Annotated in this window: 19 protein-coding genes, 1 other RNA gene and 1 other annotated feature; of the genes, 14 read left to right on the top strand and 6 right to left on the bottom strand. The window is 54.6% G+C overall.

Annotated elements, in window-relative coordinates; genetic code table 11:
• Nucleotides 1-170: 170 nt before the first annotated feature.
• The 4 genes from EVJ23_RS06850 to aspS all read left to right on the top strand — a co-directional run bounded on the left by EVJ23_RS06850 (nucleotide 171) and on the right by aspS (nucleotide 6,189).
• The gene (locus EVJ23_RS06850) at nucleotides 171-2,360 is read left to right on the top strand and encodes a RelA/SpoT family protein (RefSeq protein ID WP_070327670.1); all 2,190 of its coding nucleotides are present in this window, start codon (nucleotides 171-173) and stop codon (nucleotides 2,358-2,360) included.
• Between the two features lie 17 nt (nucleotides 2,361-2,377).
• Nucleotides 2,378-2,821, top strand: a complete 444-nt coding sequence (dtd, locus tag EVJ23_RS06845; RefSeq protein ID WP_070327669.1) for a D-aminoacyl-tRNA deacylase — start codon at nucleotides 2,378-2,380, stop codon at nucleotides 2,819-2,821.
• A gap of 38 nt (nucleotides 2,822-2,859) precedes the next feature.
• Nucleotides 2,860-3,094 (top strand) — a binding site (T-box leader).
• Nucleotides 3,095-3,133: 39 nt separating this feature from the next.
• Nucleotides 3,134-4,414 carry a histidine--tRNA ligase gene (gene hisS, locus EVJ23_RS06840; RefSeq protein WP_131465451.1) on the top strand — a complete coding sequence of 427 codons (1,281 nt, stop codon included), beginning with the start codon at nucleotides 3,134-3,136 and terminating at the stop codon, nucleotides 4,412-4,414.
• Complete coding sequence (gene aspS / locus EVJ23_RS06835; RefSeq protein ID WP_131465449.1) at nucleotides 4,411-6,189, top strand: aspartate--tRNA ligase; 1,779 nt, start codon at nucleotides 4,411-4,413, stop codon at nucleotides 6,187-6,189. The genes hisS and aspS overlap by 4 nt, the downstream gene beginning before the upstream one ends.
• A 33-nt stretch (nucleotides 6,190-6,222) precedes the next feature.
• Here the strand turns inward: aspS and EVJ23_RS06830 are convergent, their stop codons facing one another.
• Both EVJ23_RS06830 and EVJ23_RS06825 read right to left on the bottom strand, forming a co-directional pair.
• Complete coding sequence (locus EVJ23_RS06830; protein ID WP_131465447.1) at nucleotides 6,223-6,438, bottom strand: hypothetical protein; 216 nt, start codon at nucleotides 6,436-6,438, stop codon at nucleotides 6,223-6,225.
• Nucleotides 6,411-6,761: an iron-sulfur cluster biosynthesis family protein gene (locus EVJ23_RS06825; protein ID WP_131465445.1), complete on the bottom strand. Its 351-nt coding sequence runs from the start codon at nucleotides 6,759-6,761 to the stop codon at nucleotides 6,411-6,413. Before EVJ23_RS06825 ends, EVJ23_RS06830 begins: the two co-directional genes overlap by 28 nt.
• A 118-nt stretch (nucleotides 6,762-6,879) precedes the next feature.
• Here EVJ23_RS06825 and EVJ23_RS06820 point away from each other — a divergent pair, with 118 nt between their 5' ends.
• Together EVJ23_RS06820 and EVJ23_RS06815 are read left to right on the top strand one after the other, a co-directional pair.
• On the top strand, nucleotides 6,880-8,592 hold the full coding sequence (locus tag EVJ23_RS06820; RefSeq protein ID WP_131465443.1) for an ABC transporter ATP-binding protein: 1,713 nt from the start codon (nucleotides 6,880-6,882) through the stop codon (nucleotides 8,590-8,592).
• Nucleotides 8,593-8,690: 98 nt separating this feature from the next.
• Nucleotides 8,691-9,725, top strand: a complete 1,035-nt coding sequence (locus tag EVJ23_RS06815; RefSeq protein ID WP_131465441.1) for a zinc-binding dehydrogenase — start codon at nucleotides 8,691-8,693, stop codon at nucleotides 9,723-9,725.
• Between the two features lie 50 nt (nucleotides 9,726-9,775).
• Here the strand turns inward: EVJ23_RS06815 and EVJ23_RS06810 are convergent, their stop codons facing one another.
• Nucleotides 9,776-10,423, bottom strand: coding sequence for a YczE/YyaS/YitT family protein (locus EVJ23_RS06810; RefSeq protein WP_070327662.1), 648 nt, complete (start codon nucleotides 10,421-10,423; stop codon nucleotides 9,776-9,778).
• A 344-nt stretch (nucleotides 10,424-10,767) separates the two neighbouring features.
• On the opposite strand from EVJ23_RS06810, the gene EVJ23_RS06805 reads away from it, so the two are divergent.
• The 3 genes from EVJ23_RS06805 (at nucleotide 10,768) to EVJ23_RS06795 (ending at nucleotide 13,107) form a co-directional block, all read left to right on the top strand.
• Nucleotides 10,768-11,982 (top strand): DASH family cryptochrome, encoded by a 1,215-nt coding sequence (locus tag EVJ23_RS06805; RefSeq protein WP_131465439.1) that lies wholly within the window; start codon nucleotides 10,768-10,770, stop codon nucleotides 11,980-11,982.
• A gap of 75 nt (nucleotides 11,983-12,057) precedes the next feature.
• Nucleotides 12,058-12,244, top strand: a non-coding RNA gene (gene ssrS / locus EVJ23_RS06800) — 6S RNA.
• Between the two features lie 95 nt (nucleotides 12,245-12,339).
• Nucleotides 12,340-13,107 (top strand): tRNA threonylcarbamoyladenosine dehydratase, encoded by a 768-nt coding sequence (locus tag EVJ23_RS06795; protein ID WP_131465437.1) that lies wholly within the window; start codon nucleotides 12,340-12,342, stop codon nucleotides 13,105-13,107.
• A gap of 25 nt (nucleotides 13,108-13,132) precedes the next feature.
• Here the strand turns inward: EVJ23_RS06795 and EVJ23_RS06790 are convergent, their stop codons facing one another.
• Nucleotides 13,133-14,440 (bottom strand): replication-associated recombination protein A, encoded by a 1,308-nt coding sequence (locus EVJ23_RS06790; RefSeq protein ID WP_131457337.1) that lies wholly within the window; start codon nucleotides 14,438-14,440, stop codon nucleotides 13,133-13,135.
• 60 nt (nucleotides 14,441-14,500) lie between these two features.
• On the opposite strand from EVJ23_RS06790, the gene cymR reads away from it, so the two are divergent.
• From cymR to EVJ23_RS06770, 4 genes are read left to right on the top strand one after another with little or no spacing between them, the layout of a single operon-like run.
• Nucleotides 14,501-14,908 carry a cysteine metabolism transcriptional regulator CymR gene (cymR, locus tag EVJ23_RS06785; protein WP_131465435.1) on the top strand — a complete coding sequence of 136 codons (408 nt, stop codon included), beginning with the start codon at nucleotides 14,501-14,503 and terminating at the stop codon, nucleotides 14,906-14,908.
• 17 nt (nucleotides 14,909-14,925) lie between these two features.
• The gene (locus EVJ23_RS06780) at nucleotides 14,926-16,062 is read left to right on the top strand and encodes a cysteine desulfurase family protein (protein WP_131465433.1); all 1,137 of its coding nucleotides are present in this window, start codon (nucleotides 14,926-14,928) and stop codon (nucleotides 16,060-16,062) included.
• Nucleotides 16,063-17,184 (top strand): tRNA 2-thiouridine(34) synthase MnmA, encoded by a 1,122-nt coding sequence (mnmA, locus tag EVJ23_RS06775; protein WP_071399468.1) that lies wholly within the window; start codon nucleotides 16,063-16,065, stop codon nucleotides 17,182-17,184.
• Between the two features lie 4 nt (nucleotides 17,185-17,188).
• The gene (locus EVJ23_RS06770; RefSeq protein ID WP_201738987.1) at nucleotides 17,189-17,854 is read left to right on the top strand and encodes a tetratricopeptide repeat protein; all 666 of its coding nucleotides are present in this window, start codon (nucleotides 17,189-17,191) and stop codon (nucleotides 17,852-17,854) included.
• Between the two features lie 52 nt (nucleotides 17,855-17,906).
• Here the strand turns inward: EVJ23_RS06770 and EVJ23_RS06765 are convergent, their stop codons facing one another.
• Nucleotides 17,907-18,158, bottom strand: a complete 252-nt coding sequence (locus EVJ23_RS06765; RefSeq protein ID WP_131489884.1) for a hypothetical protein — start codon at nucleotides 18,156-18,158, stop codon at nucleotides 17,907-17,909.
• An 87-nt stretch (nucleotides 18,159-18,245) separates the two neighbouring features.
• Nucleotides 18,246-18,794, bottom strand: coding sequence for a VOC family protein (locus EVJ23_RS06760; protein WP_236633721.1), 549 nt, complete (start codon nucleotides 18,792-18,794; stop codon nucleotides 18,246-18,248).
• 118 nt (nucleotides 18,795-18,912) lie between these two features.
• On the opposite strand from EVJ23_RS06760, the gene EVJ23_RS06755 reads away from it, so the two are divergent.
• Nucleotides 18,913-19,599, top strand: a complete 687-nt coding sequence (locus EVJ23_RS06755; RefSeq protein WP_131465427.1) for a magnesium and cobalt transport protein CorA — start codon at nucleotides 18,913-18,915, stop codon at nucleotides 19,597-19,599.
• Nucleotides 19,600-19,613 lie beyond the last annotated feature (14 nt).

Below are 19,613 nucleotides of genomic sequence, written 5' to 3'. Positions count from 1 at the left end.
GCTTCCCGTTTTTTGAATAGTTTTTGAGGAAAACAACCTACAACCTTTGACAGTTCGTCAGATTTTTTTGATAATGGTAATAAAAAATAGAACAACTTGTACGCAAACTACTACCATGCTGCGACGAATCCGAGACGTTGGGAGCGGTAAGAAAAAGGGTGTCGAATGTTATGACCAAAAAACAAATCGTAAGTATTGAGGATCTTCTCGACGCGCTCGGGAAGTATATGGATGAGCATGATGTTGCCGAAGTGAAACGCGCTTACGAATACGCAAAACTTCATCATACCGGTCAGTTCAGACGTTCAGGTGAACCCTACATCCTGCACCCGGTGCAAGTGGCCGGTATTCTCGTCGACATCGGCTTAGATGCGACGACGATTGTCGGTGCCTTGTTGCACGACGTTGTCGAGGACACGGATGTCACGCTCAAAGAACTAACTGACGAATTTGGGGTTGAAGTCGCCATGCTTGTCGATGGTGTGACGAAGCTTGGGAAGATCAAGTATAAGTCGAAGAAAGAAGAACTCGCGGAGAATCACCGTAAGATGATCATCGCGATGGCTGAAGACGTGCGCGTCATCTTGATCAAACTCGCCGACCGCTTGCACAACATGCGGACGTTGCAGCATATGCCGAAAGAGAAGCAAGTCCAAAAAGCCGAGGAGACGCTTGAAATCTTTGCGCCGCTCGCGCACCGGATGGGGATCTCGACGATCAAGTGGGAGCTCGAAGATATTTCGTTACGCTATATCAACCCGCAGCAATACTATAAGATCGTCTCGATGATGAAACAGAAACGGACAGAGCGTGAAGCGCTCGTCTCATCGGTCATCACCGAAGTGAACGCCGTGCTCGATGAAGTGAGTATCGAAGCCGATGTCAACGGTCGACCGAAACATATATACTCGATTTACAATAAGATCGTGAAGCATAATAAAGAGTTCAATGAAATTTACGACTTGATGGCGGTCCGGATCATCGTTGATTCGATCCGTGATTGCTACGCTGTCCTCGGGATCATTCATACGCAGTACAAGCCGATGCCGGGTCGTTTCAAGGACTATATCGCCATGCCGAAACCGAACATGTATCAATCGCTTCACACGACGGTGATCGGACCGAAGGGTGAGCCGCTCGAGGTGCAGATCCGGACGAAGGACATGCACTTCATCGCCGAGTTCGGGATTGCCGCGCACTGGGCTTATAAAGAAGGCAAAAATGTCGCGACGAACGGGTTCGATGAAAAGATCGCCCATCTTCGTGAAATTTTAGAGTTGCAAAAAGATACGACCGACGCCGAAGAGTTCATGGAGTCGCTCAAAGTCGACTTCTTCAGCGACATGTTGTACGTCTTCACGCCAAAAGGTGACGTGTTCGAGTTGCCGAAAGGCTCGGTTCCAATCGACTATGCGTACCGCATCCATACCGAGATCGGTCATCGGATGACCGGTGCGAAAGTGAACGGACGCATGGTGCCGCTCGACCATAAACTTGAGACGGGTGACATCATTGAGATCATCACGTCGAAACATAGTTATGGACCGAGCAAGGACTGGCTCAAACTCGCCGTCTCGAGTCAGGCGAAGAATAAGATCCGCCAATGGTTCAAGCGCCAACAACGTGAAGAGAACGTCGAGAAAGGCAAAGAACTCGTCGACGTCGAGATCAAGAAGCTCGGCTTCGAACCGAAAGAAGTCATCGATGACCAGTCGATCAGCATCGTCGTCGAGAAGTTCAACTTCGGGAACGAAGAAGAGATGTACGCCGCCGTCGGCTATCACGGTATCACCGCGGCCCAAGTCGCGCACAAGTTGACGGAGAAGCAACGGAAAGAGCCGAAACTCGAACTGTCTGACGCGATCAACGAACTAAAAGTCAGCCAGTCACCGAAGAAGAAGACGGCTGAGGCCGGCGTCTCGGTCAAAGGGATCGACAATATGCTCATCCGGATGAGCCGGTGCTGTAACCCGGTGCCGGGCGACGAAATCGTTGGATATATCACCCGCGGTCGCGGCGTCTCGATCCACCGGAAAGACTGCTTGAACATCATCAACGAGCAACACCCGGAACGCCTCTTGACCGTCGAGTGGGAAGCGGGCCAGGCGAAAGAGAAGAACTACAACGTCGATATCGAGATCACCGGTTATGACCGGTCGGGACTGTTGAACGACGTGCTCCAAGCCGTCTCAGCGACGAACACGAACATCATCGCCGTCAGCGGACGTGGGGACCAAAACAAACAAGCCCGCATCTCGATGACGATCTCGATTCCGAACGTGAACCATTTGCAAAAAGTCGTCGACCGGATCAAACAGATTTCGGACGTATACTCGGTCAGCCGAGTCATGATGACGTAACGAAAGGAAGATTTTAAGTGCGTGTATTGTTGCAACGAGTGAAGGAAGCATCTGTCAAAGTCGATGAACAGACGGTCGGACAAATCGACGCCGGCTATCTGCTCCTCGTCGGGGTGACCCATGAGGATACCGAGCAGGAAGTGAACTGGCTCGCCGATAAAGTGGCGGGGCTCCGTGTGTTCGAAGACGCGGAAGAGAAGATGAACTTGTCGATTCAAGACGTCGCCGGCAAAGTGTTGTCAGTGTCGCAGTTCACGCTGTACGGCGATACGTCGAAAGGCCGCCGTCCCGCGTTCACGCAGGCTGCGAAACCCGACATCGCCGAACGTCTTTACGAACAGTTCAACGACCGTTTGCGGACGCACGGACTCGTCGTCGAGACCGGAAAGTTCGGGGCGATGATGGACGTCGGGCTCGTCAATGACGGTCCGGTCACGCTCATGCTTGAAAAAAACGCTTGACAGAAGGCGCCAAAATTCGGCATCATGAACCATATAACCTAACACCTACGATAAAGAGAAGTACGGTCACCCCACCAGCAAAGAGAGCGATGCCTTGGCTGAAAGCATCGACTGGATGATGACCCGAACGACACTTTGGAGGTGCTTCCTTGAACGTTTAGTAGGGGAAGCCGTTTCATCGGGCGTTAACCGATTTCGAGTGGCAGAGTATCGATTTTGGCTCTGCAACGAGGGTGGTACCACGGGAAACTTTAACAGGCTCTCGTCCCTTTGCGGACGAGGGCCTTTTTGTATTCTAAGGAGGGAATTTTGATGAAAGCACCACGCGGTACACAAGACCTGCTCCCGGGCACGGTCGAGACGTGGCAGTATGTCGAAGACAAGTTACGCGACATTAGTGCCCGCTACAACTATAAAGAGATTCGCACACCGATTTTTGAAACGACGGACCTGTTCACACGCAGCGTCGGCGAAACGACGGACATCGTCCAAAAAGAGATGTTCACGCTCGTCAAAAAAGGCAAGGACGAGTACACGCTCCGTCCGGAAGGAACGGCCTCGGTCGTTCGCGCTTTCGTCACGAACAAACTGTTCGGCAGTCCCGATCAACCGACAAAGCTGTACTATATGGGACCGATGTTCCGTTACGAGCGTCCGCAAAAAGGCCGTTTCCGCCAGTTGCACCAGTACGGTGTCGAGGCGATCGGCAGCAGTGACCCGGCCGTCGACGCCGAAGTGATCAGCCTCGCCTACACGATCTACAAGTCGTTCGGCCTGCAAAAAATCAAAGTCGTCGTCAACTCGCTCGGTGACGCGGAGAGCCGCAACGCCCACCGCGAAGCGCTCATCCGTCACTTCGAACCGGTCCAAGACGAATTGTGCCAGGACTGTCAGACGCGCTTGCACCAAAACCCGCTCCGCGTCCTCGACTGTAAAGTCGATCGCGATCACCCGGCGATGAAGTCGGCACCGTCGATCCTCGACTTTTTGAACGAAGAGTCGAAAGCGTATTTCGACAAAGTGCTCGAGCACTTGGACGCGCTCGGTGTCGCCTACGAGGTCGACCCGACACTCGTCCGTGGCCTCGATTACTACACGCACACGGCGTTTGAGATCATGTCGGAAGCAGAAGGTTTCGGCGCGATCACGACGCTTTGCGGCGGTGGGCGCTACAACGGCCTCGTCCAAGATATCGGCGGTCCGGATATGCCAGGTATCGGCTTCGGCATCGGGCTTGAACGGCTCATCCTCGCGCTTGAGAATGAGAACGTGCTCCCTGAACTCGAGACGGGATTAGACGTCTTCGTCGTCGCCCAAGGCGGGAAGGACGTCGAGACGACCGCGACGCGCCTGTTGCAACTCCTCCGCATGGAAGGGTTCAAAGCCGACCGCGATTACCTCGGACGTAAGTTCAAAGGTCAATTCAAACAAGCCGACCGCTTAAATGCGGCATTCACCGTCATCCTCGGAGACGATGAAGTCGAACGCGGCTCGGCCTCGCTCAAAGTCATGGCAACTGGAGAACAAGTCGATGTGCCACTCTCGGCCGTCGCAGACAAAATTCGTGAACTATCGGAAGGAGCAGGACAATGATCGGACGCACACATATGAACGGCCGCGTGACAGAGTCACTGATCGGCCAAGAAGTACAATTGAAAGGTTGGGTCCAAAAACGCCGCGACCTCGGAGGACTCATCTTCATCGACCTTCGTGACCGCACAGGCATCGTCCAAGTCGTCGTACGCCCGGAAAATGAGGCCGTGCACAAGCTCGCCGAGTCGATCCGCAGCGAATACGTCTTAGACATCAAAGGGACCGTCCTCGAACGTGAAAATAAAAACCCAAACATGCCGACAGGGAATATCGAAGTCATCGCCTCAGAGATCAACATCTTGAACGCGGCGAAGATGACGCCGATCCCAATCGGTGACGAGGCGGAAAACGTCTCAGAAGACCTTCGTCTCAAGTACCGTTACCTCGACCTTCGTCGTCCGGCGCTTCAAGAGACGTTCCGTCTCCGCTCGAAGGCGTCGAACACGATCCGTAACTTCTTGACAGAAGAAGAGTTCCTCGAAGTCGAGACGCCGATCTTGACGAAGTCGACACCGGAAGGCGCCCGTGACTATCTCGTCCCGAGCCGTGTCCACGGTGGCGAGTTCTACGCGCTCCCACAATCACCGCAGCTGTTCAAACAGTTGCTCATGGTCGCTGGGTTCGACCGTTACTTCCAAATCGCCCGCTGTTTCCGTGACGAAGACCTCCGGGCCGACCGTCAACCGGAATTCACACAAGTCGACATCGAGACGAGCTTCATGGACGTCGAAGACTTGATGGCGATGATGGAAGCGATGATGGGGCAAGTGATGGAAGCGACGCTCGGTCGCACAGACACACCGTCCAAGTTCGAGCGGATGACGCACGAGGAAGCGATGCGTCGCTTCGGTTCGGATAAGCCGGACACACGTTTCGGTCTCGAACTCATCGACGTCGCCGACGCCGTCACAGGCGCAGGCTTCAAAGTGTTCGATATGGCGCTCGAGTCGAACGGACACGTCAAAGCGATCAACGTCAAAGGCGAGGCCGACAAGTTCTCGCGTAAAGACATCGACAAACTTCAAGAGTTCACGGCCGTCTACGGCGCGAAAGGCCTCGCTTGGCTTAAAGTGACGGCTGAAGGCTTGAACGGACCGATCGCGAAGTTCTTCGACGAGACGTACGCACAGAAGTTGATTGAAGCGACGAACGCGGAAGCGGGCGATCTTCTCTTGTTCGTGGCGGCAAAACCAACTGTCGTCGCCGACAGCCTCGGCGCCCTTCGTGTCAAGCTCGGTCATGAGCTCGGACTCATCGACGAGTCGAAGTTCAACTTCCTTTGGGTGACGGACTTCCCGCTCGTCACGTTCGAAGAAGAAGACGGCCGCTTCTACGCCAACCACCACCCGTTCACGATGCCAAACCGTGACGACCTCCATCTTCTCGAGACGGACCCAGCAAGCGTGCGCGCGCTCGCGTATGACCTCGTCTTGAACGGCTATGAGCTCGGTGGCGGATCGCAGCGGATTTATGAGCGTGACATTCAAGAGCGCATGTTCAAACTGCTCGGCTTCACGGTCGAAGAGTCGGTTGCCCAGTTCGGCTTCTTGCTTGAGGCCTTCGAATACGGCACACCGCCGCACGCGGGTATCGCGCTCGGTCTCGACCGCCTCGTCATGATCCTCGCGGGTCGTTCGAACCTTCGTGACACGATCGCCTTCCCGAAAACGGCGTCGGCGAGCTGTCTATTGACGCAAGCACCAAGCCCGGTCGCGGACGCGCAACTCGAAGAGTTGTCAATCCGGACAGCGGTGAAAGAGAAGAAACAAGGATAAACAAAAGGAGGTTCGCCGCGGCGAACCTCCTTTTTAGTCATTCTGCTGTTCCATCTTCTTTGCGGTCCGTTGAAGCGCGAACCCGAACGCGAACAGCGATGCGATCACGGCCGTCATCGTATAGACGGAGTCCGTGAAAGCGAGATAGATGCCGAACAAACCGAGGCCGAAGCTGAGGAGGAACCAAAGCATCAACTTCGGGTGCTCCTGGAGCGCTTGTTTCATGCGCTCGGCACGTTCAGCTGGCAACCGGTCCCGTCGGTCACAAGCAGGTTCGAGTTGAACACTTGACCGTTGCTCTTCAAGACGAGCGACCGTTTATCGTCGCGGTAGTCGATGATCATGTCTTCATCTAGGAAGACTTTCGTCCAGTTCTTGATGAGGATTGGCCCGACGTTCGAGTCGATCTCGACGTCTTCTGGCGTCGTCTCGGTCACGTAGCGGATCTCGAAGATGCCGCTATTGCCGCAACCGCAGCCTTCCGTCTCATAAAACAAATGCATCTGTCCGTCACGGTCGCCTTTTAAGGCGTTGATACGCTCTCTCGCGCGGTCTGTAATCTGTACGTTCATTGTTATCACTCCTTACGTCCATTATACATCGTCTGAAAAAAGATTGAAAAAGACGTGCTTCCCATTTTCCACTTCCTGCAAAAAAGCGTAAACTATTTGTTTAGAAGGGGGAAAGGAAATGATCTCACGTTTTTTTAGTTATTACCGTCCACATAAGAAGTTATTCATCCTTGATTTCACGTTCGCCATCCTCGTCGGCCTGCTCGAGCTCGGCTTCCCGCTCGCTGTGAAATGGTTCATCGACGTTCTGTTACCGGGCGGCGAATGGAACTGGATCATTATTATCAGTATCGGCCTGCTTATTCTGTACATACTCGCTATGATGATGCAGTACGTCGTCAACTATTGGGGACATAAGCTCGGGATCAATATCGAGACCGATATGCGCGAAGAATTGTTCACGCACATCCATAAGCAATCGTTCCGCTTCTTCGACAACCATAAGACCGGTCACTTGATGAGCCGGGTCACGAACGACTTGTTCGACATCGGCGAAGTGGCACACCACGGCCCGGAAGACTTCTTCATCGCCATCATGACATTGCTCGGCGCGTTCGGGATCATGTTCTCGATCAATCCGCAACTTGCGCTCGTGACGGTCATCGCCGTGCCATTCCTCGTCATCATGATCACGTACGCCAATAAAAACATGAACAAGGCGTGGCAAAAGATGTACGGCAACATCAGTGAAGTGAACGCCCGCGTCGAAGATAGCGTCTCTGGCGCGCGTGTCGTCCAGTCGTTCACGAACGAGACGTTCGAGATCAACCGGTTCCAACAAGACAACAACTTCTATCGCGGTTCGAAGATCGAAGCGTATCGGGTCATGAGTAAGTCGCTCGCCGGGATCTATATCACGACACGGCTCATGACATTGCTCGTCCTCGTCTACGGGGCGTACTTGACGTATGAAAACGAATTGACATACGGTGAGCTCGTCGGTTTCATCTTGTATATGAACTTGCTCATCAAACCGGTCGAGAAGATCACGGCGCTCCTCGAGATGTATCCGAAAGGGATGGCCGGCTTCAAACGGTTCACAGAACTGATCGATGAGGCACCGGACATCGAGAACCGTCCGGACGCGGTCGAGGTCAGTTCACTGAAAGGGAACATCGCTTTCCACGACGTCTCGTTCGGCTACTCGGACTACCGAGAAGTGTTGACGCATATCGACCTCGACATCACGACCGGATCGACGGTCGCCCTCGTCGGGACGAGCGGTGCCGGCAAGACAACGATCTGCTCACTCATCCCACGCTTTTATGACGTGACGGGTGGGGCCATCACGATCGACGGGATCGACATCCGTGACATGACGAAAGAGAGTCTGCGTCGCCAGATCGGGATCGTGCAGCAGGACGTGTTCTTGTTCGCCGGGACGCTCCGCGAGAACATCGCCTACGGCAAGCTCGAGGCGAGCGACGCGGAAGTCATGCACGCGGTCGAGAAGGCACATTTGAACTCGCTCGTCGACGAACTCGAGCACGGGCTCGACACACAGATCGGAGAGCGGGGACTGAAACTGTCGGGCGGACAGAAACAACGGATCGCCATCGCCCGCATGTTCTTGAAGAACCCGCCGATCTTGATCTTAGATGAAGCGACGTCCGCCCTCGACACCGAGACGGAAGCGATTATCCAAGAGTCGCTTACGGAACTCGCGGCCGACCGGACGACGCTCATCATCGCTCACCGTCTTGCGACCGTGAAGAATGCCGACCGCATCCTCGTTGTCACCGCCGACGGCATCGTCGAGGACGGCACGCACGACGAGTTGAGTGCCAAAGGCGGCGTCTTCGCCGGGCTGCTCAGACGGCAGCAGCTATAACTAGTCGGGCAGCCACCAGTGATTCAAGTCTTGGTGGCTGTTTTGCGTAAAATGGGTATAAACAAGCATCAGTGTGTGTGTGAGGAGGAAACGAATTGATGAAAGCAGTTCAAGTTATCGGATACGGTGACGTCGATCAATTACAGGTCGTCGACGTCCCGGTCCCGACACCGAAAGACGATGAGGTGCTCGTCCGCGTACAGGCGTGCGGCATCAACAATACGGAGATATGGATGCGAGAAGGGGCGTACGGGACGGATCAGGAGTCGGGCTGGCGTCCGGAGGGAGTCCAGTTTCCACGGATTCCAGGATCAGATATTACCGGAGAAATTGTCGGGGTCGGGAATCAAGTGGATGAAGGGATGATCGGCCGGCGTGTCGTCTTGTTTCCGTTCACGTCGAGTGGGGCTGACGGTGCGGAGCATATCGCTCCCGACATGTCGTTCATCGGCTCGGAATATGACGGCGGTTATGCGGAATATGTCGTCTGGCCGGCCGAGCTTTGTTATGACATGCCGCTCGACAGTTTCGTCGACAGCGCCGTCTTCTCGGTGAGCGGGTTGACGGCTTGGCACATGAACGAGCAAATTCAAATCCGTCCTGGTGAGACGGTCGTCGTCACCGGTGCGAGCGGCGGTGTCGGCTCGTTGAACGTGCAGATTGCAGCGCACGTGTTCGGAGCGAACGTCATCGCCATCATCGGCGATTTGAAAGACGCACCGAAACTGAAAGCGCTCGGGGCGAGCCACGTCGTTTCCTATCGGTCGAAGACGCTCGCGGACGAGATTTTAGCAGCGAACGGTGGACCGGTCGATGCCGTGCTCGACGTCGTCGGGGATGCGTTGTTCGCAACGTCGCTCGATGTATTGAAGAACGGCGGTAAGTTTTGCATATCCGGATCGGCCGGGGGACAACGGACCGATCTCGATTTCCGTACGCTCTATTTGAAGCACATTACGATGTATGGATCGGTGCTCGGGACACGAGCGGAATTCAAAGCGATGCTCCAAGCGATTTCGAGCGGTCAGATCAAGCCGGTCGTCGACCGCACATTCTCGTTAGAAGAGGCCCGGGCGGCGCAAACGTATTTCAAACAGCAAGGCAAGGTCGGTAAGATCGTCCTCGTCCCGTAACAGCAAAGAGAGGAAATCGGACCCCTTGAGTCCGATTTCCTCTCTTAAATTCAGGCGATATCGGCTTTCGCCCGGTCGATGACCGAGACGAGCCGGCGGAACTGTTCGAGCCAAAACTGGAAGAACGGACCGATCAAGAAAATCGACAGCACCGTCCCGAAAAAAACGGGACCGCCGAGCACCCAGCCGATCAAGCAAGCGGAAAGCTCCATCCACGTCCGCATCATGCGGACCGATGTATTGAAACGGTCGGCCAAGGCGAGCGTCAGTCCGTCACGCGGGCCGGCGCCGTAACCGATGGCGACATACAGCCCGGCGCCCATGCCAATGACGAAGATGCCGAGAACGAGCCAGGCGATATTGAGTGCGGTTCCGTCGAGCGTCGGCAACAAGTGGTGGTCAAGGATCAAGTTCATGAACACACCGACGAAGACGGCGTTGACGAGCGTCCCGAACTGGGGTCGGATGCGGTCCAATATGTATTTGCATAAGACGAGCAACAGGCCGACGAGGAGAATGATCGTCCCGACCGAGATCGGCGTGTGCCGGGCGAGCCCGAGATGGAGCACGTCCCACGTCGAGACGCCGAGGTCGGCTGTGATCATCATCGACGACCCGAGGGCGAGCAGGAACAAACCGCCCATGAACAACGCCCACTTCAAACTAATTCGTAAAGACTGTATCCATACCGCCTGCATATTGGTCGCCTCGATTCCCTAAAATGTTCCATCATCATATCATAATTGGTTTCAAGGCAAGAAAAAAACGCCTCAGCTTGGCTGAGACGTCATTGATTATTTTTTAGGTGTTTCTGCTTTTTTTGCTTTGTTCTTTTTATAATAATTGTAGACGAACGGAGCGACCGCCGTCGCGACTTTGATGAGTGTACCAAATTTTCCTTTTCTAGCCATGTTGTTGCACCCCTTTCTCTTCTCTAAAGAGTTATATTCCACACGTTGCGGAAATGAAAACATATTTCGAACAGGTTCGACACGATTGATGGTAGATGCATCACGCATAATAGAGCCAGGAGGCGAAGGATATGAAGACGATTATTTGGTATCAGAACGATTTACGGATCGATGACCATCGGCCGCTCGAAGAGGCGCAGAAACATGATGAAGCGATCGAGGGGCATTACTTTATAAGGGAAGACGAGCTGAACGAAAATCGGTTCGGCGTCATCCCGCTCGGGGACAGACGGCTTCAATTTTTAAAAGAGTCGTTAGAAGACTTGGCCGGATCGCTCGATGCGCTAGGGATTCCGCTCTACGTGCATGTCGGTCATCCACTCGACATCCTCGACCCGACAGACCGCGTGTTGTTTCAACGGTCAATCGGGTTGAACGAACGCTTGCTTGAAAAAGACGTCATCGCACGTTGGCAAGGGGAGTGGCAATCGTTCGACGGATTCACGCTGTACCCACGCACCGAAATCCCGTTTAAAAAAATGCCGTTTTTGTTCACCGAGTTCCGAAAAGCGATCGAGGACGATGCCCGTCCTGAACAGCTGATCGAGCGGACGAGCTCAGGTCAGTCGCGTCCGCTCCTGTTTCCTGTCCCGTTCGAGCGTCCGACGCTTGACGCCCGGTCCGCTTTTCCGTTTCAAGGCGGCGAGACGTCGGGGCGGAAACGTCTGAGCGACTATTTGGCAGGTCCCGTCCGCACGTATAAAGAGACGCGGAATGGCTTTGGGGTCGACGACTCATCCAAGTTGTCGGCTTTTCTTGCCAACGGGTCGCTCTCGCCGCGGCGTGTGCTCCATGAACTAGAGCTTCATGAACGACAGCACGGGGCGAACGAGTCGACATATTGGCTCTATTTTGAACTGTTGTGGCGCGAGTTTTTCCAATGGGTCGCGCTCGAGCAAGGGAAGCGGTTGTTCCGTCGCCAAGGGATACGTTCGAAGGACAAGGCGTGGAAAGTGGACGAGGATGTGATTCATCGGTGGCAGCAAGGCGAGACGGGCGTCGCGTTCGTCGATGCGTTCATGCACGAGTTGAACGAGACGGGATGGATGTCGAACCGGGGCCGGCAAATCGTCGCGAGCTATTTCGCCAAAGAGCTCGGACAAGATTGGCGCTACGGTGCGGCCTACTTCGAAGCGATGCTCATCGACTACGACGTCGCCAGCAATTATGGCAATTGGGCGTATCAGGCCGGTGTCGGCAACGATTCACGCGACCGGCGTTTCAACGTCTCACGCCAACAAGATACGTATGACCCGACGCGTGCGTTTCGTGACACGTGGATGTGACGAAACCGTCACCGGAAATCGAGGTTTCTGATTGACTTCTTTTTACATGGGATGCTATAGTAAGGGCATCAGATGGGATACCTGAGGTGTTCGAGAGCCGCCTTCGTTATTTTGAGCCAACACTTTGAATACGGGAGATCGAACTGCTAGCCGGATCAACTGCCTCATCACGTGCAGGAGGACTTGTGAAGGGGACGCTAGATCACCCACCTGCTTAAGCAGGTTCAAAAGCAGGGCATCGTCACGGCACTCCGGGCCCCATCGATTTTATTGTAAAAACGTCGCTAGACGTCTTTTTTTTGATTATAATTCCGAGTAAAATAGTGTGAAAAAATAGTATTAATTTGGAGGAAGATTATGTTACACCAGTTTTCACGTAATGAGTTGGCCATCGGTCAAGAAGGTATTGAAACGTTGAAAGGGAAGACGGTCGCCATTCTTGGTGTCGGCGGTGTCGGCTCGTTCGCAGCCGAAGCACTTGCCCGAAGCGGTGTCGGTCGGATTGTGCTCGTCGATAAGGACGATATCGACATAACGAACGTCAATCGTCAAATCCACGCGCTCTTGTCGACAGTCGGACAACCGAAAGTCGAGGCGATGGGGGCACGTCTGCTCGACATCAACCCGGATGTCGAACTCGTCCAGTTGAAGATGTTTTATACCGAAGAGACGTTCGAAGAGTTCTTCGCTCAAAACATCGATTTCGTCATCGACGCGTCAGATACGATCATCTATAAAATCCATTTGATCGTCGAGTGTAAACGTCGTGGTATCCCGGTCATTTCAAGCATGGGGATGGCCAACAAGATGGACCCGACCCGGATTCAAGTCATCGACATTAAAGACACGTCATACGATCCGATCGCGAAGATGGTACGGACGCGTCTGCGTAAACATAACATCTATAAAGGCGTGCCGGTCGTGTTCTCGGACGAGTCACCGATCGTGACGCGCGAGGACGTGAACGAGGTCGTCGGTAAGAAAGACGCCCCGATCCGTAAAGCGAAGATGCCACCGAGCTCGAACGCGTTCGTGCCGTCGGTCGCAGGACTCGTCGCCGCCGGGTACGTCGTCAATCAAATGCTCGAGACGGCTGGTGTCGAGATCAATCGCATCCAGAACTAAGAAAACGACGCCGACTCTGGAAGAGTCAGCGTCGTTTTTCCCAATAGTCGAGCCGTTTTTGGAGTTGTTGCTCGAAGCCACGGCTCGTCGGTGTATAATATTTAGGACGTTTCCGGGCCAAATTTTCCGGCCAGTAGTTTTGCGGGACGTACCCGTCTTTCTCGTCGTGTGGATATTTGTAGCCGGCGCCATTACCGAGCTCGCGTGCCCCAGGGCTATGCGCGTCGCGGAGATGGACCGGGACGGGACCACCTTCGACCGTCCGGACGTGATGGATCGCCTTGTCGATCGCGGTGATGACGGCGTTCGACTTCGGTGCCGTCGCGAGATAGAGGACGGCCTCGGCCATCGGGATGCGCGCTTCCGGGAACCCGATATGTTCGCTCGCCCGTGCGGCTGCGTCGACGATGACGAGCGCGTTCGGGTCACTGAGACCGATATCTTCGGCCGCGTGAACGTACAGCCGGCGCATGATAAAGCGCGGCGATTCGCCCGCCTCGATCATGACGGCGAGCCAGTACAGGGCGGCGTCCGGGTCCGAGCCGCGGATCGACTTGATGAACGCCGAGATGACGTCATAGTGTCGGTCGCCCGTCTTATCGTATTTGATGGCTTTTTGTTGGATCGACTCTTCGGCGACGTCGAGCGTGATTTGAATCTTGCCGTCGACTTCCGGCGTCGTCAAGACGGCCAGTTCGAGCGCGTTCAATAAGACACGGTAGTCACCGTCCGCCATTTTGATATAATGGTCAACAGCCGCGTCTTCGATTTCAACCGGGTAGTTGCCGAGCCCTTTCTTGTCGGCGAGCGCACGCTCAAGCACGACCCGGAGCTCGTCTTGTCCAGGCGGCTCGAGCCGAAACACGGTCGCGCGCGACAATAGCGCCGCATTGACCTCGAAACTTGGATTTTCGGTCGTCGCCCCGATCAAGACGAGCTTGCCGGCCTCTAGCGCCGGGAGCAACGCATCTTGTTGCAGTTTATTGAAACGATGGATCTCGTCTAAAAATAAAATCGTCCGCTCTTGCTCGAAATCAAACCGAGATTCGGCTGCACGGATGACGCTCCGAAGCTCATCTAGTTTTGCCGTGACGGCGTTCAATTGAACAAACGTCGCTTTCGTATAGTTTGAAATGACGCGAGCGAGCGTCGTCTTGCCAGTGCCGGGCGGACCATAAAGAATAATGGTGCCGAGCCGGTCGGCTTCGATGGCGCGTCGCAACAGCTTGCCTTCACCGATGATGTGGCGTTGACCGATGACTTCGTCTAACGTCTCCGGGCGCATCCGGTTGGCGAGCGGCCCGCTATTCGATTGTTGAAATAAATCACTCATACGTACACGTTCCTTTCGACAAACGTTTGTTCGAACAGTATAACAGAAGGAGAAACCAATATGAAAATATCTACTAAAGGCCGTTATGGTTTAACGATTATGATCGCGCTTGCCCGTGAGACGGACAACAAACCGCTCAGTTTGAAGAAAATCGCGGCGCGCCATGAACTGCCAGAACATTACTTGGAACAATTGATCGGCCCGCTCCGTAACGGCGGTCTCGTCAAAAGTGTCCGCGGTGCCTACGGCGGTTATCAGCTCGTCAAATCCCCGCGCGACATCACGGCCGGTGAGATCATTCGATTGCTCGAAGGTCCGCTGACGATCGTCGAAGACTCGGAGACGGACGACGCCGTGAAGCGAAAACTTTGGGACAAGATCAAAGCGGCGATCGAGACGGTGTTAGAAGAAACGACACTCGCCGATCTCGCGGAAGAAGATTCAGAAGGCTACATGTTCTATATTTAACGATGAGGTGAACGGATATGAACTATTTTGACCACGCGGCCACGACGCCGATGCGTCCCGAGGTGCTCGAGGCGATGACTCCCTATTTTTTAGAGCAGTACGGCAATCCGTCGAGCATACATGGTGTCGGCCGGAAAGCACGGGCAGCACTCGACGCGTCACGACGGACGCTCGCGACATGGATCGGTGCGACGCCAAACGAGATCGTCTTCACGTCGGGCGGGACCGAGTCAGACAATTACGCCTTGTTCGGCGCGGCTTATGCGAACCGACATAAAGGGAAGCATGTGATCACGACGAAAGTCGAGCACCACGCCGTCTTGCATGCGATGGGGCAACTCGAGCGTGAAGGGTTCGACGTGACGTACTTAGACGTCGACGAGTCCGGTGCCGTATCGGTCGCTGCGTTTAAAGACGCGCTCCGTGACGATACGATCCTCGTCTCGGTCATGTACGGCAACAACGAGGTCGGCACGCTCCAACCGATTGCTGACATCGGGATGTTGCTAGCCGGCCGGGATACGTTGTTCCATACGGACGCGGTCCAGGTGCTCGGCACAGAAGCGATCGACGTGCACGCGCTCGGCGTCGACTTGTTGTCGGCGTCGGCGCATAAAGTGAACGGTCCGAAAGGTATCGGTTTTCTTTTTATAAAAACAGGTGTAAAATTAGCGACGCGTTCTTTTGGAGGACAACAAGAACGGAAACGTCGAGCCGGCACGGAAAACGTTCCGGGTGCCGTCGGATTTAGCCGAGCGGCCGAACTGGTCATAGCCGAACGGAACGAGCGGGTGACAGCTTACCGAGAGATGGCTGACACGTTGCTACACACGCTTGATGAACTTGGCGTCGAGTACGAAGTGAACGGGGCGAACCGCTTGCCGCACATCGTCAACTTGTACCTGCCGGGCATCGAGCTTGAGCCGTTCCTGATCATGATGGACATGCGTGGTTATGCCATTTCGAGCGGCAGTGCCTGCACGGCTGGAACGATTGAGCCGTCGCACGTGCTGACTGCCATGTACGGTCAATCTGACCGGACGAAACAATCGGTCCGCATCAGTTTTGGACTGGGCAACACGGTCGATGACGTGACACGGCTCGCCGAACGACTACATGAAGTCGTCTCGACATTTATGAACGGAGTGAGATAGATGAACTTACGAACAAAAGCCCCTGAAGACACGACGGTCGTCGTCGGAATGTCAGGCGGCGTCGATTCTTCGGTGACGGCCCATCTGTTAAAAGAGCAAGGGTATAACGTCATCGGGATCTTTATGAAAAACTGGGACGATACGGATGAGTCTGGATTCTGCACGGCGACAGAAGACTATGAGGACGTCATCGCGGTCGCCAACCAAATCGGGATCCCGTACTACGCGGTCAACTTCGAGAAAGAATATTGGGACCGCGTCTTTGAATATTTCTTGGCCGAGTATCGCCTCGGGCGGACGCCGAACCCGGACGTCATGTGTAACAAAGAGATCAAGTTCAAGGCGTTCCTTGATCATGCGCTCCGGCTCGGGGCCGATTTCGTCGCGACAGGGCATTACGCCCGCGTCGAGTTCGTCGACGGCGAGCACCGTCTGTTGCGTGGGAAAGACGACAACAAGGATCAAACGTACTTCTTGAACCAATTGTCGCAAGACCAACTCGCACGGACGATGTTCCCGATCGGGCACATGGACAAAAAAGACGTCCGTGTCATCGCTGAAGAAGCTGGACTCGCGACGGCGAAGAAGAAAGATTCGACTGGCATCTGCTTCATCGGAGAGCGGAACTTCAAAGAGTTCCTCGGTCAATACTTGCCGTCACAACCAGGTGAGATGCAGACGCTCGACGGGATTGTGAAAGGACGCCACGACGGGCTCATGTATTACACGCTCGGTCAGCGGCACGGTCTAGGCATCGGCGGAGACGGAGAGCCGTGGTTCGTCGTCGGGAAAGACGTCGAAAAGAACATCCTCTACGTCGGCCAAGGCTTCCATCACGACGCGCTCTATTCAGACGCGCTCTTTGCGTCACAATTGTCGTGGACCGGCTCGGCTCCTGAGGCTGAGTTCCGGGCGACGGCGAAGTTCCGCTATCGTCAACAAGACGTGCCGGTAACGATCGCGCCGCTCGATGGTGGCGAAGTACTCGTCAAATTTGATGAGCCACAACGTGCCATCACGCCAGGACAAGCCGTTGTCTTTTATGACGGCGATATCTGTCTAGGCGGGGCGACGATCGACAAAGCGTATATTAACGGGAAACAACTCGACTATATCGGATGAGGTGATGACAGTGAACGCAAACGAACAAGGCATCCAAGCGATGCAGCAAGGTGAATTTGAACAAGCGGCCAAACATTTCAACGACGCCATCGAGGCGAACCCGACGGACCCGACCGGTTACGTCAACATGGGCACACTGCTTCAAGCGATCGGTGACCATGAACGGGCGGTCGTCTTTTACGACAAGGCGCTCGAACTCGACAATGCGTTCGGTGCGGCCCATTACGCGAAAGGCGCGCTCGCCTATGAGCTCGAACAAGTCGACTTGGCCGAGGCGTCGCTGCGACAAGCGCTTCTTTCCGGCATGAATGATGCGGACTTGCACTTTATGCTCGGTTTGACGTACAAGGCGATGGGCGACTTCGTCCGCGCGTTGCCGCGACTTCGGGAAGCGAAAACGCAAGCGCCGGAAGACGTCGAGATCACGTTCCAATACGGGCTCGCGCTCGCGCAAAACGAGCAGCTCGACTTGGCGGTCGACGCACTCGAAGACACGCTCGACTTGGATGCGTCGCATACGGACGCCCGCTACAACTTGGCCATCGCCTATGCGTTCCTCGGTGAGCAGGACAAGACGTACGCCGAACTCGAGCGCGTACTCGAACTACAACCGGACCATGAGCTCGCGCGTGACGCGAAAGCGAAAATGGATGAATTGCTCGGAAACTGATTACGAAAAGCGCCTCTCGCTATTTTTGCGAGAGGCGCTTTTCGTCCTGTTGTCAGTTCACAAGTTCTCCGGCGAACCAGACGAACAAGTTCAACGTCGTCAACAAAAGTGTGCAGGCGAGCACAATGTAGCTCCACACGACGCGTTTCCCTGATTTAGCCCGGCGTATACCATCCGTCAAAATGAGGAAGGTCACACCGAATGAGACGAATGTTAATGCGGCAAAAGAAGTCGGGCGATCGAGCGTCGGAAAAGCATCAATCATGAAATACAATACAAACGTGAGCATTCCGAGACCAATCATGAGCAGAAGAGGGAAGAATCGCATCTGGCACAACCTTTTCCATTTTCTCTCATCTTATCATGAAGAGAGAACAGTCGAAAACAGCCGTCATAGCTGTTTCGTCGTGATCTTCACCGGCTCGCCGGCAAACTCGCCGTACGCCTCGTCCATATTTTTCGTATACAGTTCGATGACGTTCTTGCTCGGGTCCTTAAAATAGACCGAGCGCTCTTTGCCGTTGACCGTCTCATCCTCGTCCCACGTCCGCAACTTCGTCGGGATCGTTGACGCCTCGAGCACTTCTAACGCTTGATCGAACGATTCCATCGGCACGAAAAAGGCACAATGGACGTGGGCGCCGCCTTCGTCATACAGCGTGTCCCATGCGGTCACTTGTTGCTGACGGTTTTCTTCCTCGTCTGGAGTGAAGTCACGCTTCAGCCAAAGACCGAGGCGTGTGTTGCCGCCGACGTACAGCCATGTCGCCCAAGGTTCGTTCGCTTGTTCTTGCGACGCGCTCGGTTCGGCGTCATCGCCGACCCATTGCTCGACGACCGGCAGACCGAGCTTGCCGTGCCAAAAATCGACGGCCTCGGTCATGTCGGTCACTTCTAAGACGAGTTCACATAGTCCACTGATTGGTAGCCGTTTCGTCATCATTGTTTCCTCCTTCATGGTTTCACTTCGACAGTTCCCGCTTTGATTCAACGAAAAACGTGCATAGCTTGTTTCAGGTTCGGGGAAAAGAAGGGGAACGCTAGAAAGGGGAGACATCATGCGCATACTTAGTCTATTCAGTGTCGTCGTATTCTTCATTGTCGAATGGTTCATGCTCGGACGTTTATTTACAGCGGTCGATGACCGGCTTGCCAGCGGGGAGTGGACGAACAACGTGCTGTACCGGGTCGTCATCGAGTCCGAGCGGGCGACATCGACGCTTTTGTTATTGTTTGTGACGTTCCTCGTCGTCGGGATCCTCATGCATTGGCTATTGTCGTCAAACCGGTCGTGGACCAAGACGCTCGGGACGGTCGGGGTGGCGTGGGTCGTCCCAGCACTGCTCGCGCTCACCGCTTGGTTCATCCCGAACCCGTACGTTCAACTCGTCATCATCGTCTTGCAGCTCTCGTTCATCCCGCTCATCCCGTTCGTCGGACAGACGGTACGGCTCGGTCACGTCGTTCTCAACTGGGGTGTCCACGTAGCGGCCGCCGGGCTCGTCTTCTTCATTCAACGACCGTCACTCGAGCAGCTGTTCCGCATCGAGCGGACCGAGCTATTTGATCGGCTCGAAGGATACGTCAACTCAGGTGAACTCGAACGGTTCGAGCGGTTGCTAGAGACCGTCGACTTGGAACAACTCGAACGCATCTTAAATCGGGTCGATATCGACCAATTGATTCGGCTGCTCGAGCGGCTTAACCTCGATCAACTCGAGCAAATCTTGAATCTATTCAGTTAGTCCATTTGTTCTAC

The sequence above is a fragment of the Exiguobacterium sp. SH1S1 genome (assembly GCF_004337245.1).
Taxonomy (GTDB): Bacteria; Bacillota; Bacilli; order Exiguobacteriales; family Exiguobacteriaceae; genus Exiguobacterium; species Exiguobacterium aurantiacum_A.
Note: the sequence above shows the minus strand (reverse complement) of the source record. Positions and strands in the feature narration are given on the sequence as shown.

Coding starts and splice junctions, on each gene's coding strand:
- EVJ23_RS06850 (WP_070327670.1), top strand. CDS start 171: ATGACCAAAAAACAAATCGTAAGTATTGAGGATCTTCTCGACGCGCTC.
- hisS (WP_131465451.1), top strand. CDS start 3,134: ATGAAAGCACCACGCGGTACACAAGACCTGCTCCCGGGCACGGTCGAG.
- aspS (WP_131465449.1), top strand. CDS start 4,411: ATGATCGGACGCACACATATGAACGGCCGCGTGACAGAGTCACTGATC.
- EVJ23_RS06825 (WP_131465445.1), bottom strand. CDS start 6,761: ATGAACGTACAGATTACAGACCGCGCGAGAGAGCGTATCAACGCCTTA.
- EVJ23_RS06820 (WP_131465443.1), top strand. CDS start 6,880: ATGATCTCACGTTTTTTTAGTTATTACCGTCCACATAAGAAGTTATTC.
- EVJ23_RS06815 (WP_131465441.1), top strand. CDS start 8,691: ATGAAAGCAGTTCAAGTTATCGGATACGGTGACGTCGATCAATTACAG.
- EVJ23_RS06810 (WP_070327662.1), bottom strand. CDS start 10,423: ATGCAGGCGGTATGGATACAGTCTTTACGAATTAGTTTGAAGTGGGCG.
- EVJ23_RS06805 (WP_131465439.1), top strand. CDS start 10,768: ATGAAGACGATTATTTGGTATCAGAACGATTTACGGATCGATGACCAT.
- EVJ23_RS06795 (WP_131465437.1), top strand. CDS start 12,340: ATGTTACACCAGTTTTCACGTAATGAGTTGGCCATCGGTCAAGAAGGT.
- EVJ23_RS06790 (WP_131457337.1), bottom strand. CDS start 14,440: ATGAGTGATTTATTTCAACAATCGAATAGCGGGCCGCTCGCCAACCGG.
- cymR (WP_131465435.1), top strand. CDS start 14,501: ATGAAAATATCTACTAAAGGCCGTTATGGTTTAACGATTATGATCGCG.
- EVJ23_RS06780 (WP_131465433.1), top strand. CDS start 14,926: ATGAACTATTTTGACCACGCGGCCACGACGCCGATGCGTCCCGAGGTG.
- mnmA (WP_071399468.1), top strand. CDS start 16,063: ATGAACTTACGAACAAAAGCCCCTGAAGACACGACGGTCGTCGTCGGA.
- EVJ23_RS06770 (WP_201738987.1), top strand. CDS start 17,189: ATGACAGTGAACGCAAACGAACAAGGCATCCAAGCGATGCAGCAAGGT.
- EVJ23_RS06765 (WP_131489884.1), bottom strand. CDS start 18,158: ATGATTGGTCTCGGAATGCTCACGTTTGTATTGTATTTCATGATTGAT.
- EVJ23_RS06760 (WP_236633721.1), bottom strand. CDS start 18,794: ATGACGAAACGGCTACCAATCAGTGGACTATGTGAACTCGTCTTAGAA.
- EVJ23_RS06755 (WP_131465427.1), top strand. CDS start 18,913: ATGCGCATACTTAGTCTATTCAGTGTCGTCGTATTCTTCATTGTCGAA.